15 protein-coding genes are annotated in these 15480 nt (G+C 63.6%); 5 read left to right on the top strand and 10 right to left on the bottom strand.

The genetic code is table 11. The features are described 5' to 3' along the window. Nucleotides 1-87: 87 nt before the first annotated feature. A complete protein-coding gene (locus B0E51_RS15060; protein ID WP_077445684.1) occupies nt 88-2097 on the bottom strand; it encodes an oligopeptide transporter, OPT family in 2010 nt (669 codons plus the stop codon). 123 nt (nt 2098-2220) lie between these two features. After that, on the bottom strand, nt 2221-3108 hold the full coding sequence (locus tag B0E51_RS15055; protein ID WP_077445683.1) for a pseudouridine synthase: 888 nt from the start codon (nt 3106-3108) through the stop codon (nt 2221-2223). 951 nt (nt 3109-4059) lie between these two features. On the opposite strand from B0E51_RS15055, the gene B0E51_RS15050 reads away from it, so the two are divergent. Then, entirely contained in the window at nt 4060-4617 is a 558-nt protein-coding gene (locus tag B0E51_RS15050) for a YaeQ family protein (RefSeq protein ID WP_077445682.1), read from the top strand. A 97-nt stretch (nt 4618-4714) separates the two neighbouring features. Next, nucleotides 4715-5146 carry an FKBP-type peptidyl-prolyl cis-trans isomerase gene (locus B0E51_RS15045; RefSeq protein WP_077445681.1) on the top strand — a complete coding sequence of 144 codons (432 nt, stop codon included), beginning with the start codon at nt 4715-4717 and terminating at the stop codon, nt 5144-5146. Between the two features lie 23 nt (nt 5147-5169). Here the strand turns inward: B0E51_RS15045 and B0E51_RS15040 are convergent, their stop codons facing one another. After that, nucleotides 5170-6027, bottom strand: a complete 858-nt coding sequence (locus B0E51_RS15040; RefSeq protein ID WP_077445680.1) for a PA4780 family RIO1-like protein kinase — start codon at nt 6025-6027, stop codon at nt 5170-5172. Between the two features lie 84 nt (nt 6028-6111). Further along, nucleotides 6112-7110 (bottom strand): LLM class flavin-dependent oxidoreductase, encoded by a 999-nt coding sequence (locus tag B0E51_RS15035; RefSeq protein WP_077445679.1) that lies wholly within the window; start codon nt 7108-7110, stop codon nt 6112-6114. A gap of 115 nt (nt 7111-7225) precedes the next feature. Between B0E51_RS15035 and B0E51_RS15030 the strand changes: the two genes are divergently transcribed. Continuing rightward, entirely contained in the window at nt 7226-7948 is a 723-nt protein-coding gene (locus B0E51_RS15030) for an rRNA pseudouridine synthase (RefSeq protein WP_077445678.1), read from the top strand. Nucleotides 7949-7967: 19 nt separating this feature from the next. Next, a complete protein-coding gene (locus B0E51_RS19890) occupies nt 7968-8159 on the top strand; it encodes a hypothetical protein (protein WP_343124670.1) in 192 nt (63 codons plus the stop codon). 60 nt (nt 8160-8219) lie between these two features. On the opposite strand, the gene B0E51_RS15025 is transcribed toward B0E51_RS19890, so the two are convergent. The 6 genes from B0E51_RS15025 to B0E51_RS15005 all read right to left on the bottom strand — a co-directional run bounded on the left by B0E51_RS15025 (nt 8220) and on the right by B0E51_RS15005 (nt 13839). After that, nucleotides 8220-8729 (bottom strand): DUF1993 domain-containing protein, encoded by a 510-nt coding sequence (locus B0E51_RS15025; protein ID WP_077445677.1) that lies wholly within the window; start codon nt 8727-8729, stop codon nt 8220-8222. A gap of 155 nt (nt 8730-8884) precedes the next feature. Beyond that, a complete protein-coding gene (locus tag B0E51_RS15020; protein WP_077445676.1) occupies nt 8885-11605 on the bottom strand; it encodes an Ig-like domain-containing protein in 2721 nt (906 codons plus the stop codon). A gap of 208 nt (nt 11606-11813) precedes the next feature. After that, nucleotides 11814-12017, bottom strand: coding sequence for a hypothetical protein (locus B0E51_RS19335; RefSeq protein WP_143525946.1), 204 nt, complete (start codon nt 12015-12017; stop codon nt 11814-11816). Beyond that, nucleotides 12014-12784, bottom strand: a complete 771-nt coding sequence (locus B0E51_RS15015; protein WP_077445675.1) for an arginine deiminase family protein — start codon at nt 12782-12784, stop codon at nt 12014-12016. Before B0E51_RS15015 ends, B0E51_RS19335 begins: the two co-directional genes overlap by 4 nt. A gap of 42 nt (nt 12785-12826) precedes the next feature. Next, entirely contained in the window at nt 12827-13018 is a 192-nt protein-coding gene (locus B0E51_RS15010) for an oxidoreductase-like domain-containing protein (protein WP_143525957.1), read from the bottom strand. Nucleotides 13019-13065: 47 nt separating this feature from the next. After that, on the bottom strand, nt 13066-13839 hold the full coding sequence (locus B0E51_RS15005; protein ID WP_077445795.1) for a class I SAM-dependent methyltransferase: 774 nt from the start codon (nt 13837-13839) through the stop codon (nt 13066-13068). Nucleotides 13840-14032: 193 nt separating this feature from the next. Here B0E51_RS15005 and B0E51_RS15000 point away from each other — a divergent pair, with 193 nt between their 5' ends. Continuing rightward, nucleotides 14033-15427 carry a hypothetical protein gene (locus B0E51_RS15000; protein WP_077445674.1) on the top strand — a complete coding sequence of 465 codons (1395 nt, stop codon included), beginning with the start codon at nt 14033-14035 and terminating at the stop codon, nt 15425-15427. Nucleotides 15428-15480: the final 53 nt, after the last annotated feature.

The raw sequence follows: 15480 nt of genomic DNA, 5'->3' as shown, positions 1-15480 counted from the left end.
GGATCGCCGCAGCCATGGCTGCGCCTGGCGTCATCCGGAATGACGGCCCATCCGGGGCCGCCTTCCACCAAGCATCCCATCACTCTGTTACGCGTTCGTTGACGTCTGCGCCAGCCGACCTACCCAGCGATACAGCAGGATCATCACCACTGCGAATGCAATGCCGCCGACCCATAGCGCCGGACCGCTCGCGAACGTGTCACCGACCAGGTCGAGCGGATAGTCCTTGCCGGAAAACGCGACAAAGGCGGCGATCACCACACCAAGCAAGCCCTCGCCCACGATCATGCCGGAGGCGAGCAGCACACCAAGTTGCTTGGTCGCTTCGGGATTCTTCGACGTGCGGTCGGCACGGCGGTCGAACCACCAGCCGGCGACCGCGCCGACCACGACCATCAGCGTGCTCTGGGTCGGCAGATAGATGCCCAGGCCCACTGCGAGCGGCGACAGGTGCGCGGACTTGGTCGTGCGGCGCAGCACCTCGTCGATGATGATCATCACCACGCCGATCGCCCCGCCGATCTCGATCAGGCTCCAGTCGATGTTGTTCTTGATCACGCCCTGCGCCAGCGCCGAGATCAACCCGGCCTGCGGTGCGGGCAGCGCATTGGCGCGCTGCGGACCCGGCGCACCGACAAAACCGTAGGCATGGTTGAGCAGGTCGAGGATCGGCGGAATGATCGCGGCGCCGGCAATCACGCCGATCACCAGCGCCCATTGCTGCTTCGACGGCGTCGCATCGACCAGTTGTCCGGTCTTGAGATCCTGCAGGTTGTTGTTGGCGATTGCCGCGGCGGCAAACACGATCGAGGTGATGAACAGGGCAAATGCCACCAGCGCGTTCTCGCTGCCGGCAGGCAAGGTCGAGCGGATGCCGAACACCAGCAGCAGCGCCGCGCTGATCACCACGATGATGCCGATGCCCGACAGCGGACTGTTCGACGAACCGATCAGGCCCGCCATATAGCCGCATACCGCGGACACGAAGAAGCTCATCAGCACCACGAAGATCAGACCGGCCACCACGAGTGCCATCACGTGATCGCCCAGTCCATTGCCGGCGGTCGTCGCGAAGTTCGCGATCAGCCAGCCGATCGGCAGCAGGCACACCAGCGAGATCAGGCCAACCTGCCCGATCGGGATGTCATGCTCGGTTCGCGGCAGCGACGCGGCATTGCCGGCACCACGCACACGCGAAGCAGCCATGGCGGAGGTCAACCCCGTGATCACCGGCTTGACCAGCTTGGCCAGGGTCCAGATCGCAGCCACACCGATGGTGCCGGCGCCGACGAAACGCACCTTGTGGCTCCATGTCGCACCGGCCAGATCCGCCATCGAGCCGGTCAACGGCACCAGCGCTGAGAAATGCGGCACGCCCCAGCCCCAGCCGATCAGGGCACCGACCAGCATCGCGATACCCACCCACAAACCGACCAGATGACCGATGCCGAACAACGCAAACGAGAGGAAGAAATCGAAACCGGTCACGCCACCCTTGTCGCCACCGACCCGGAAGTAGTGCACCACGTCACCGGCAAACACCCGCGTCGCCACCACCACCGCAAACACCGCCGAAACGATCGAGCCCCACAGCACGGCGAGCAGACCGGCGCGATTGGACTCGGCCGCTGCCTCGGCGCTGATGCCCTCGCCACCACCGGCACCGACCTTCAGCACTTCGGCGCAGGCCACGCCTTCGGGGTACGGCAGGTCCGAATTGGTTACCAGCGCGCGGCGCAGCGGAATCGAATACATCACACCGAGGATGCCGCCCAGAGCGCAGATCGCGAACGAGGTCCAGTAGTTGAAGCCGGTCCACCAGCCGATCAGGATCAGGCCCGGCAGCACGAAAATGATCGAGGACAAAGTGCCGGCCGCCGACGCGACCGTCTGCACGATGTTGTTCTCCTGCATCGTGGCGCCCTTGAAGTAGCGCAGCACGGCCATCGAAATCACCGCCGCCGGGATCGACGTGGCGAAAGTCAGGCCAGCCTTGAGGCCGAAGAACACGTTGGCCGCGGTGAACACCACGGTGATCACGACGCCGATGATCACGCCGCGTACGGTCAGTTCGTTGCGCGGCGTGACGCTGGACATGGGCTGTGCACTCACGAATGGTTCTCCCCGGCTGGATGCTGCTGCGGAAGATAGCGTGGAATGGCCGCACGTGGTTACCCTTGACAGGAAACGCTCGCACCCGTTCCGGTTCGCACGCGACCCTCACAACGTCAGCACGCTCTCGAATCGGCGTGGCTCGCCGGAAAGCGGATCGACAAACGCCAGGCTGTGCGCCAGCAGCTTCAGGGGGTGCTGGTGATCGTCGGCGGACTTTTCGGCAAGCACCGGATACAGGGTATCGCCCAAGATCGGTGCGCCCAGCGCTGCCATGTGCACCCGCAGCTGGTGCTTCCTGCCGGTGACCGGATGCAGCGCATAGCGCCAATGCTCGCCGCTGCGCTCGATCGGCTCGATCCGCGTCTCGCTGTTCGGCTCGCCGTCGGTTTCCTGCATGCGGAAGAACGGCTCGCCGGCGACGATGCGCGAGCGACGCAACAGCGGAAACGACAAGGCGTGGAGCGCCGGGGCCAGCGCCTCGTAGCGCTTGTCGATCCGCCGTTCACGGAACAGCGCCTGATAGGCGGCCCGGCTGCCGCGGTTCGCCGAGAACAGCACCAGTCCCCCCGTAAGCCGGTCGATCCGGTGCAAGGGCACCAGTTCGGGATTGTCCAGCCGGCGAATCAGCCGCCGCAACAAGGTCTGCTCGACAAACCCGCCAGCGGGCGTCACTGGCAGGAAATGGGGCTTGTCCGCCACCACCAGATGCTCATCCGCATGCAGCACGGTTTCGGTGAACGGAATCGGCAGCTCGTCCATCACCTCGCGGTAATAGTGGATGCGCAGCCCAGCGCGATATGGCGTATACAGCGTGATCGCGACACCCTGCCCATCCACGACCCGTCCACGCGCGATGCGGTCCAGCCATTGTTCGCGGCTGATGGCGGCGAACTGCGCGCACAGGCCATCGAGCACGGTCGGCCATTCGCCTGGTGGCAGATGCACGGTGCTGGCGTGGGTATCGCGGATGAAGGATGGCGTGGATGGATCCATGGTTGCTGGCAGTCTAGTGCGCGTTGCCGGGTTGGCCGTTGCGGACGCTGGGTGGGTGCTGCCGTATGGTGATGGCTTCAGCCGCGATGCGCTTTGCTCTTGGTTGGTTGATTTGAAGCAAAGAGCTTTCGTCCTCCTGCGGAGGGCGAGGTACTTCTCTTTTGCTTGTCCACGCGCACGCAGGAGCGTGCGCGAACAGCGAAGCTGGCCCGAAGGGCGGAGGGCAGGATGCCCGGAGTAAAAGAGAAGTACCCAAGAGAAAACGACACCCCGCTTAAGCGCCTTGCGGGCATCCCTGCCCGCAAGGTCCGCGGTCGGGTTACGGGGTTTGTCGACAGCACATCCTGTGCTGACGCCAACTGGTTCGCATCCCTAAACTGGTTCGCATCCCTGCGAACCACCCTACGGGCTTTTCCTCCACCCGCCCACCGCTTCAGAGGGGCCCCGGGTAGAGCAGCGCGCTCCCAGCGCGCATTCTTCAGAAGAACCAAATCAACAGCAAAGCCACGGCAAAGCGACGCTTCGCTCTTGCCTTTGCTTTACAGCTTTTCACCGAGTGCGGGCCACGATGGCCCGCTGCTCTACCCGGGGCCCCTGTGCGGCGATGAGCTGGGGACGACAGGCCCGCGGGGGCATCGGCAGGGATGCCGATGCCTTTTCGTCAGGACAGGAGTCCTGTCGAAAAGCCCGGCCCCAGCTCACGGACTTGCCCCGGCAAGCGCCAAGCGGGGTGTTCCTCTCTTTGGTTACTTTCTCTCGGGCAAGCGAGAGAAAGTGACTCGCCCTCCGCAGGAGGACGAAAGCTCTGCTTCAAATCAACCAACCAAGAGCAAAGCGCATCGCGGCTGACCCACACACACAGAGACCAATTCCCACCCTCTTCTCGCCATAAATGAGGGCGTTGGCCACCTCACCGCGTAGAATGGTCGACTGTTGTCTCAAGGCACACCCATGGCCCTCAACTCCACCATCTATAAAGTCGAGCTGCAGATCAGCGACATGGATCGGCATTACTACGCCACCCATGCGCTGACCCTGGCGCGGCATCCGTCGGAAACCGAGGAGCGCCTGATGGTGCGGCTGCTCGCGTTTGCGCTGTACGCGGACGAGCGGCTGGAGTTCGGCAAGGGCATCAGCGACGAGGACGAGCCGGCGCTGTGGCGCAAGGCGTACACCGACGAGATCGAGCTGTGGATCGAGGTCGGCCAGCCGGACGAGACGCGCATCCGCAAGGCCTGCGGCCGTTCGCGCCAGGTGGTGGTGATCAGCTACGGCGGCAACGTGGCGGAGATCTGGTGGAACAAGGTCGGTGCGTCGCTAGGGCGCAACAAGAACCTCACCGTGCTCGACATCCCCGCGGCCACCGTTGCCGGGATGGTTGCCTTGCTGCAGCGTGGCATGCGCCTGCAATGCCTGATCCAGGACGGCCAGCTGCAGCTGATGAACGATGCAGACTCGGTTGCCGTGGATCCACTGCGGCGCATGGCACCCGCCGAAACAGTGAGCTGACCCGGCTTCATCGCGAACAAGGTGACGGCCACCCTGCCGTCGCCGTTTGCCGGATAATCCCGATCCGAACCTGCCCCCTCTTTTCTGGAGTCATTCCATGCGCTTGTTGCTGTCCTTGCTCACCGTCTTCGCTCTTGCTGCCTGCACCGCCGCACCGCCGGCACACGCCACAGGTAGTGTGGACAAGCTCACCGTGATCGACCAGAAGGTCGGCACCGGCGCCGAGGCGAAGGACGGCATGAAGGTGCTTGTGCATTACACCGGCTGGCTGTACGACGACAGCGCCAAGGACAAGCACGGCAAGAAGTTCGACAGTTCGCTCGATCATGGCGAGCCGTTCGCCTTCATGCTTGGTCAGGGCAGCGTGATCGCCGGCTGGGACCAGGGCGTGGCCGGCATGCATGTCGGCGGCAAGCGCATCCTGCTGATTCCGGCTGCGCTCGGCTATGGCGCCAACGGTGCTGGCGACGATATCCCGCCGAATGCTTCGCTGGTGTTCGAAGTGGAACTGCTGAAGGTCGGTGACTGACCGGCTAGATCAGGCGACAGCGATCAATCCTCCTGCGCGGCCGCCTCACGACCCTGCTGGCGGATGATCGCCTCTTCCCGCGCGTCGATGATCGACTGCATCACGCTGTCGACATCGGCAATGCTCTCGTCGAATTCGAAATGACCGGTAAGTTCGCTGTCCGGATGCAGCTCACCGAGCTCGAACAGCGCCCACATTTCCTCGCCGTAATACGTGTCCAGCAGTTCCGGCGCGAAACGCGACAGACTGATCGTGATGTTGCCAACGTCCCGTCGCAACATGGCACGTGCGGAGTTGTTGCCGGAGGCGCTGACCGCCTGCGGCAAATCTATGATCACCGGACCTTCCGGCCCCACCAGGACGTTGTATTCGGACAGATCGCCATGGATCAGGCCGACGCAAAGCATGCGCGCCACCTGTTGCATCAGGAAACGGTGATAGTCGCGCGCCGTCTCCGCTGACAGCTCCACCTCGCCCAGCCGCGGTGCGGAGTGACCGTCCGCATCGGTAACCAGCTCCATCACCAGCACGCCACCGAAGTAGCCATACGGCTTTGGCACTCGCACGCCGGCGGCGGTGAGCTGGTACAGCGCATCGACCTCGGCATTCTTCCAGGCGGCCTCGGCCTCCTTGCGGCCGAACTTGGTCGCCTTGCCCATCGCGCGCGCCTGCCGGCTGCCGCGCACCTTGCGCCCTTCCTGGTACTGCACACGCGCCTGGAAACTGCGCTGCGCCATGTCCTTGTAGACCTTGGCGCAACGGATGTCCTCGCCCGAGCGGACGATGTAAACGGAGGCTTCCTTGCCGCTCTTCAGCGGTCGCAGCACCTGGTCGATCACGCCTTCATCGATCAGATCCTGCAGGCCCTTGGGGGTTTTCATGCGTGGGAGAGCTTCTGCAATTCGTGGAATAACGCCCATTATGGCCGATCGGCGGCCTTGCCCGTTCTTTCGAAGCCGCGCCGGTCAGTTCGCAGCCATCAACCGATCCCGAACCGCCGCCGCGATCTCGAATGAATACCGCCGCGCCGCATGCTCGAACACATTGGCGGTGATCAGCAGTTCATCCGGTCGGTGCCGGGCGATGAAGGCATCGATACCGTCCTGCACGGTGTCCGGAGCGCCGACCACGGCACAGGCCAATGCGCGCTCCACCATCAATTTTTCCGGCGGCGTCCAGTACGACTCGATATCGTCGATCGGCGGCGGGATCAGCCCTGGCCGGCCACGGCGCAGGTTGATGAAACTCTGCTGCTGGGTCGTGAACAAACGTCGTGCCTCGGGATCACTGTCGGCGGCGACCACGTTGATGCCAAGCATGGCGTACGGCTGTTGCAGCCGTGCCGACGGTCGGAAATCGCGCCGGTACAGCGCCAATGCCTCGTCCATCGCATCCGGCGCAAAGTGCGAGGCGAACGCGAACGGTAGGCCCAGTTGCGCTGACAACGTGGCGCTGAACAGGCTGGAGCCGAGCAGCCACACCGGCACCTCGATGCCGGCACCGGGTACCGCGCGTACCTGCTGACCAGGTTTGGCTGGCTCGAAATAGCCAAGCAGTTCGACCACGTCGTGCGGGAACGCATCGGCACTGTCGAAGTAACGACGCAACGCCTTCGTGGTGGGCTGGTCGGTGCCCGGCGCACGGCCCAGGCCCAGGTCGATGCGCCCTGGATACAGCGACGCCAGCGTGCCGAATGCCTCGGCCACCTGCAGCGGCGCGTGGTTCGGCAGCATGATGCCGCCGGCACCGACGCGGATGGTCGAGGTGCCACCGGCTACATGGCCGATCAGCACCGCGGTCGCCGCGCTGGCAATGCCGGGCATGTTGTGGTGTTCGGCCAGCCAGTAGCGCTGGTAGCCAAGCCGCTCACCCAGTTGGGCCAGATCCAGCGTGTTGCGGAACGCCTGTGCGGCATCGCTGCCTGCGGTGACCGGCGCCAGGTCAAGGATGGAAAACGGAATCATGTCGCGCTCTCGCCATAACGGAAGCCCCTGATCTGGGGGCGCTCGTGCCGATTGCCACCGGCTCCCACCGGCTTGTGGCGCATACAATGGTCGTTCCTCACCCCATGGCACCACGATGACCGAACCGGTTCGCCTCGCCAAACGTGTCGTCGCGCTGACCCAGTGCTCGCGGCGCGAGGCCGAGCAATACATAGAAGGCGGCTGGGTGCGCGTCGACGGCATCGTGGTGGAAGAGCCGCAGTTCATGGTCGACACGCAAACCGTCGAACTCGATCCCGGTGCCGAACTGATTGCCACCGAACCGGCCACCCTGGTGCTGCACAAGCCGATCGGCTACGACGCGGGCGCTGGCCCGAACCCGGCCAGCGCGCTGGTCACACCGGAGACGCGATCGTCCGATGACGCCTCCGGCGTGCGGCCGCTGAAGCGCCATCTGCAACGGTTGACGACGCCGTTGCCGATGCCGACCAGCGCCAGCGGCCTGCTGATCTTCACCCAGGACTGGCGCGTCACCCGCAAGCTGACCGAGGACATCGAGCGGGTCGAGCAGGAGTTTGTGGTCGACGTCGAGGGCACGTTGATTCCGAACGGGCTGGCTTTGCTCAACCACGGCCTGCGCTTCAACAACTACGCGATGCCGCCGATCAAGGTCAGCTGGCAGAGCGAGCAGCGGCTGCGCTTCGCCTTCAAGGTGCTGCAGCCGACCCAGATCGAGCCGATGTGCAACGCGGTCGGCCTCAAGGTGCTGGCGATGAAGCGCCTGCGCGTGGGCCGTATTCCGCTGGCGAAGCTGGCGCCGGGGCAATGGCGCTACCTCGCTCCCAGCGAACGCATCTGACGCTGCGACGGCGGCAGGAATTCCTTGCAGAACTCCTCCCAAGACCCGCCGGAACGGCTTAGACTTCCCTGCGCATCACCTACTACCTACCCACACCGCGGAGAGCAGCATGAGCAAGGGCCTGGATTCGAAGAAAAGCGAAAAGAAAAAACCGGAAAAGACCATGAAGGAAAAGAAGCTGGCCAAGCAGGAAAAGAAAAAGAACAAGTAAGCGCTGGGCTCTCGAGGCGAGTACGTGCCGGGCAGGCTTGATGCGCTGCCCGGCACAGCGTCAATACTGTCCCATGTAATCGCGCTTGCCGATCTCGATGCCGTTGTGGCGCAGCAGCGCATACGCCGTGGTGACGTGGAAGAAGAATTGCGGCAAGCCATAGCTCAGTAGATAGCTCTGCCCGTCAAAGCGACGCTCTTTCGGCGTGCCCGGCCGAATGACGATCTCGCGTTGTGCACTGCCGTCGAATTGCGCCGGAATGAAGCCGTCGATGAAACCGAGCGTGCGGGCGATCAGGTCACGCAGTTCCGCGAAGGTCTGTTCCTCGTCGTCGTACTTCGGCACCTCGGCACCGGCCAGCCGCGCCGATACACCGCGTGCGAAATCGCAGGCGATCTGTACCTGCCGCCGCAGCGGGAACATGTCCGGAAACAATCGTGCCTGGGTCAGCGCAGCCGGCTCGATGTTCTTCTCGGTCGCATGCGCTTCGGCCTTGGCCAGGATCGCGGCGAGGCCACCGAGCATCTGCCTGAAAACGGGAATGGAACTGGTGTACATGGCATCGGTCACGGGCTTTCCTGGAATGCGGACAGTGATCGACAGTGTAGCCCGCTCCTCGCGATATCCGCGATCCAAAGCCGCGGGAGGCACACTGCGCTGCCCCGCATGCGGTTTTCTGCACGGGGAATGACGGGAGGCGCCTGCGCGCCTCCCGTCGACATGCATCATTGCGTCTTGACGCTGACGTCGTCGATCACGAACGAGGTCTGCTTGGTGCTGTCTTCCACGCCATTGAAATTGATCTGCAGGGTCTGTCCCTTGTAGGCGTTCAGGCTGATCGTGTGCTCCTGATAGCCGCTGGCCGCATCCTTGTTGGAGAAGCTAGCCAGCGTGATGACCTTGCCGGTCGAGGTGATCACCTGCACCTGCAGGTTGTCGTAGGCGGTGGTCAGGGGCTCGGCCGTATCCACATGCATGAAGAAGTCCAGGGTCGCGCTGGACACACCTGCCGGGATGCTGATCTGCTGCCGCACGTAGTCGGTATGCGTTGTACCGTGACCGTCGAGCCAGGCCTTCCAGCTGCCCGCATGAGCCGGCTCACCGCTGTTACTGGTGATCACGCCACTGGTCTGCGTCCAGCCGGTGGCACCGCTCTCGAAGCCGCCGTTGCTGATCAGCTGGGTCGTGCCGCCGCCGTTGGATACGCTGAAACTGACCGAGCTGCTGGTACCGATATTGCCAGCTGCGTCATAGGCCTTGGCGACCAGTGCATGCGTGCCGTTGGCCAACGTAGTCGAGTCCAGCATGGCGCTGTACGGCAAGCTCGTGTCGGTGGCCTTGAGCGCACCGTCCAGGTAGAACTCCGTCCGCGTGACGCCGACGTTGTCGCTCGCCGTGGCGTTGAACGTGATGGTGCCGCTGCTGCCGCTTTCCGAGGCGCTTACCGTCGGTGCCGTGGTGTCTCCACCACCGCTGCTGCCGTTGGACACGCTGAAGCTGACCGAGCTGCTGCTGCCGACATTGCCGGCCGCGTCATAGGCCTTGGCGACCAGGGCATGCGTACCGTCGGCCAGCGTGGTCGAATCCAGCGTGGCGCTGTACGGCGAGCTGCTGTCGGTGGCCTCGAGCGCACCATCGACGTAGAACTCAACGCGGGTCACGCCGACGTTGTCGCTCGCCGTGGCGTTGAACGTGATGGTGCCGCTGCTGCCGCTTTCGCTGGCCGTTGCCGTGGGCGCCGTGGTGTCACCGCCGCCGGAACCCTCGGTCACCCATACGGGCGCCGACCACAGCCGCAGGCCGTTGGCCTGGGTGATCTTGGCGTAATAGAAGTGATCGCCGGCCGTTGGCGTAATCGTGGTGGTCGAAGTCTCCGACGGGCTGGTCACGGTGCCATTGCTGCCCGGCACGCCTTCGAACAGCTGTACGCGCTGCGCGGTCTGGCCGGATGAACTGGCGTAGTTGACCGTGAGCGTCAGCGGACCGCTGTTGCTGAAGCGCTCGCCCATCACATGCCCGTTCGCCGTCAGCACGATCTGCGCGGTCTTGTCCTCGGTGGCGAATACGCGGCGTGCGCGCAGGGCATCGAGGAAACTGCCCAGGCTCAGCGCGGTACCGGTCGGGATCAGCACACCGGTGCGGTTGGTGAAGCTGGCACCCCAGTTGGAGCAGTGGTTGTCCTGATCCGAACTCGGCGCCACGTGGTAGCCGCGTTGGAGAATGGTATTGAACGCGGTCTCGTAGTTGGGCCGACTGGTCTCGGTCTCCGTGGTGTTGTTGGAGAACGCCGAGCTGTTGAGTACTTCGGCCAGCACCATCACCGCGTCGCCGTCGGCCGTATAGCCGAAGTTGGTGCCGTTGACGGTGAACTGGCCGCTCGTCGCGGGATGGTTGAACTGGCCGATCCAGCCCTTGCTGTTCATCAGCGTGTAGAGCGAGGCGTAGTCGCCCTTGGCGATGTAATAGTCACCGATCAGCTGACCGGAACTGTTCTTCTCCCACTCGATCAGGCCGTCGGCATTGAAGATGTTCATGTGGCCGCCGTTGCTGATCACACCCCACTCCTGGCCGTAGATGCCGAGGAAGTTCGGATGCGCCGCGTTGAACGTGGTTGCCGCAGACAGGCCCGAGGCAAACAGATTCTTCGCCGTTGCCGGATCGGCCGACAAGTTGGTACCGGTCGAACCATCGAACATGTGGTTATGCTCGGACGTCATCAGCATGTCCAGGCCTTCGGTCAGCGCGTACTGGTAGGCATAGGCCGGACCGTACTGGCCACTTTGCGGCGCCTGCTCGCTGTCGCAGGTGGCGATCGGGCCGGCGCCGTCACTGTGGTTGGTCTGGCTGTGCAGGTTGCCATACCAGATCGTGTACGGCAGACCGTTGGCACCGACTGACAGCACATGCGCTCCGCCATGCCGGGGGAGTGCGCTGAAAGCGGGCATCGACGTGGCCGCGACCTGGCCAACCTGGATGTCGTAACGCTGCTCGGTGATCTGGGTCGGGGCGAGCTGTATGGCCAGTGCCAGCGCGTTCGTCACGATGCCGGTGCCGATCCGTCGTGCGTTGTCGTCGTCGAGCGCAATCGCGCGCAGGCGTACGGTGTAGTAGCCCGCCGGCAACGCATGGTGCTGGCTGTCGAAACCATCCCAGCTGACGCTGGCCTGCGCCGTGCGCGTATGCAGCACGGAGTTGCCGCTCCACTCCCGCAGTGCGTTTCCACTGCGGTCGAGCAGCATGATCTGCCACGCCACCGGCGTACCCGCGGTGGCACCGGGGTATTCGAAGTGCATCACGATGGAACGTGCCGCCGTGGCCCGGAATGGCACCTGCAGGGCGGCATCGAATTCCTGATGGTCCGGCAACACCGGTGCAGCCAACGTCGGCAAACAGAACACCAGACCCGCAAGCACAAGGCTGCGGGCGATCATTGTTTTCAGTTGCATCGCTAGATCCCTAAGCGTTCGTTAAGAATTTCCCCCGGGCGTGTTTATAGGCGACGAATGCTTGCAGTGGTATGACCAAAATTCGTAGATACCGTGGCAGTGCCGAGTGCATCACACGCAACCTCAACCGCAATGTCCCGGCTCGCCCGAACTCGGACCGAACCTTCGGCGCGCGCCGAATGGCTGCGCACCCGACCACCGATCCAACTTACGGCAGATCGAGATGCATCGGCTGGACAACCAGATCGGTATCACTGACCAGCAGCGGCCCGCTCGGCAGGAAGCCGGAGTGCAGGCATGCCGACACCGCCATGGCTGGGGCCTTCAGGATGAAATGGCGCGTGCCGGCGGGGTGTATCGCATCGCGCACCGTGCGGGTGGCCCAGGCAGCAACGAATCTTCGTCGACTCACTCGTCCGCGCGAAATACCAGACTGCAGCAGGTCACCGCACCTTCGGCCTTCTGCAATTCGGAAACGTCGACGGCGGTCACGTGAAACCCCGCGTCGAGCAAACGCTGCCGCGTGCGCGGGAAACTGGCTGGCATCACCAGCGCGTCGCCGATGCGCAGCACGTTGGCAGCGTGAGGCTCATCGGGATCGACCTCGATGATGCGAAAGCCGGGGAATTGTCCGCGATCCACCCATTCCGGCTGCAGCAGCAGGCTGTCGTCGTCGAGCTGGGTCACGGCGGATTTCAGATGCAGGCAGCCGCGGGTCGGCACGCCCTGCACGGTATAGCCATGTCCCGCCAGCAACTCGCGCAGTCGCGCGATGCCAGCAGCATTGCTGCGCGCGGATTCGCCCACGTAGAGTGTGCGGCCAAGTCGCAACACATCGCCGCCGTCGAGCGTGCCCGGAGCTTCGATCGCCGCTACCGTCCGGTAACGACGCAGCACATCGGCAACACTCGCCACCTCGGCACGGCGTGACAAGGCGCCAGGTCGGGTCAGGATCGCAATCTCGTCCAGCACGATCGCCACGTCCTCGACAAAGACCGAATCGGGCAGATCAGCCTCTGCCGGCAAGCTCAGCAGCCGGCAACCGAGCGATTCCAGCGCGTACTGGTAATCGTGGTGCTGCTCCGCTGCGCGCGCCGCGTCGATCGCGACACGCGGTACAAAGGACAACTCGCAGCCCGCAAGCATCGGGCTGACCTCACGGGTAACGGCAAGCCACATGGCTCCTCCCTGAAGGACGACTGCGATGACGTGATCGCGGGTTCACGACTGGCGGGCACGCCATGCGGCCAGCTCGGCCTCGTAGCGCAGCAGTGCCTCTTCGTAGACATCGAACACGCAACGCGCGCAGCCCTCACCGCAACAGTCGGCAGCGTCCGGTTCGGATGGGCGCTGCGGCGGCGGGTCAGCCGGGTCGCCGGCTTCATCCCGCACCGGCGCCAGCCACTGCGGCATGGGCACAGGCGCCATGCCGCACGGCAACTGCATCGACGCCATCCAGCCTATTTCGCGGGCTTGCGGAAGCGGTAGATGAACTGGTCGGTATGACCGCGTATCGACGGGTCAAACACTTTCTTGTCGTGCGTATCGGCCGGGTTGTGCAGTGCCTGACTCTCGCCATCGAACACGAAACCGGCCGCCTCCACTTCCTGCTTCACCACCGCCGGATCGATGCGGTGCAAGGTGTCGGTATCGGCAATGCCCGAGCCGGCCGGAGCCACATGATCGATGACCACGAACAGGCCACCCGGCTTGAGCGCTGCGTAAACCTCCTTGTCGAACTTCACCATGTCGACCGGGCCCATGAATGAATCATGGTAGTCGTGGTAGTTCTGCGCGGTGAACACCAGATCCACCGGCTGTGGCGCACTCAGCTGGGCGGCCGGCTGTTTCAGCAGACTGACGTTGGCGTAGTGCGGTGTGGCAACCAGGTTCTGCCAGTTCGCAAAGCTCTTGGCGGAATATTTCCCCATCTCGTCCGGCCATACCGTATAGACATGGCCGTGCGTCCCCACGATGGCGCTGAACGCGCGCGTCCAGTAACCGCTGCCAGGCACCAGTTCAAGCACGCGCTGGCCGGGCTTGACCTCAGCGAATGTCATCACTTCGGCAAGCTTGCGGCGCGCATCGTCGGCGGCATCGGCCTGTCGCGCCGGATCGGCGAGCGCCTTGGTCACCGCGGCGGGGATTGGCCCATCACTGGCGGGTGCAGCCTGGATCATGGTCGTTGCAGGAAGCGAAAGGGCGAGCAGCAAGGCAAGGGCAGTCGGACGCATGACGTACTCCTTCATCGGCAAGGGAAACCGGATTGTGCTCCCGAATGGCCCTGCCGGCCCTGTGCCGCTTGGCATACGCGGCCCAAACGCTTCGTCTTCGAACAAACCTATGTCGGCCGTCACGCGACAGCGCCCGCGGACACTGGTAAAACTGGCATCATCACCTTGCCTACCCATGAAGACAGGAGCATCCATGCCATCGCTTCGTCAAGGAATTCCGCTGGGTTGTGCCTTGCTGCTGTCCTGCACCGTCATGCCCGGTCATGCACAATCAGTCTCGCAATGGCAAGCTCGCCAGGTCGAAGCCTCCAGCAAGTCCGAGCAGATCATGCAGGACGCCAACAAGCGCAAAAGCCTGCTGGGCCAGTACCAGGTGATGCGCTACGCCTATAACGGCAACAAGGACCCCGCCTTCCACGTCATCTTCGGCCAGTACCTGAGCTGGTACCAGACTTTCATCGGCGACTATCCGGATGCGGCCACCAGCTTCTCGATCAGGCAGTCGGCGTTGCGGGACGATCGCCCGTCGCCGCTGGACAACCCCGACTACACCGCGCAGCCGGCGCTGGATGTCATTCCCGGATTGGCCAGGAACTACCGTGCCATATTCTTCAACGAGGCGCACAACATACCGCTCACCCGCACGCTGACCGTGCAGTTGCTCGGCAAGCTGCGCGCGGAGGGCTTCAACTATTTCGCCGCCGAAACGCTTTACCAGACCGATACCGGCCTGCAGGCGCGTGGCTATCCGATCAAGGACAGCGGCTTCTACACCGAAGAGCCGATCTGCGCCGAAATGGTGCGCACCGCCCTGAAACTCGGTTTCAAGGTGATCGCCTACGAGGCACTCTCCAACGCCACCGGTGACGCCCGCGAAGCCGAGCAGGCGCGCAACATCTACAAGCAGGTGTTCAAACAGGATCCGAACGCGCGGCTGGTGGTCGATGCCGGTTATGCGCATATCCAGGAATCTGGTGTCTATCTCGGCGGCTCTTCCATGGCCGAGCATTTGCACAAACTTTCCGGCATCGATCCACTTACCGTGGAACAGACCATGCTGTATCCGCATCAGTCTGGCGACGATGACCACCCTTATTACACCGCGGTCACGCGAGAGCTGAAGCCGAACCTGCCCATCGTGTTCATGGACAAAACCGGCAAGCCCTGGTCGTTGCGTCAAGGATATGATGTCAGCGTGTTCTTTCCGCCACAGGAAATGCAGCATGGACGTCCTACATGGCTCAGTCTCGACGGCCTGCGGGTGCCCTATTTCGTCAGCGGCGACCGCTGTGGACGTTCATACCCATGCCTGGTGGAGGCTCGCTATGCCGACGAAGGTGATGATGCGATTCCGGCTGATCTCATAGCGCTCGATCCCGTACCGCTGAATGCTGTGGCTGATGATCGTATTCGTTTCCATCAAGGCGAGCCCGCCAGTGACCTTTATCTGCGGCCGGGCAAATACAGACTGACCTACAGCGATCAAGACGGCCACGAGCTGTTCCGTCAGGAAATTTCCGTACCGGACGGAAATCAAGCCGCGCCATCCAACCACCCCGACCCACCTCAGGCATCGCCAAAAACCTGAGCTGCCACGAGCCCGGCGAGTCCGCGCGCTTCTGCCCGATCCAGACTGGCCAG

The sequence above is a fragment of the Rhodanobacter sp. C05 genome, assembly GCF_002001165.1.
Classification (GTDB): domain Bacteria; phylum Pseudomonadota; class Gammaproteobacteria; order Xanthomonadales; family Rhodanobacteraceae; genus Rhodanobacter.
The sequence above is the reverse complement of the archived record's forward strand: the minus strand, read 5'-3'. Positions and strand labels throughout refer to the sequence as shown.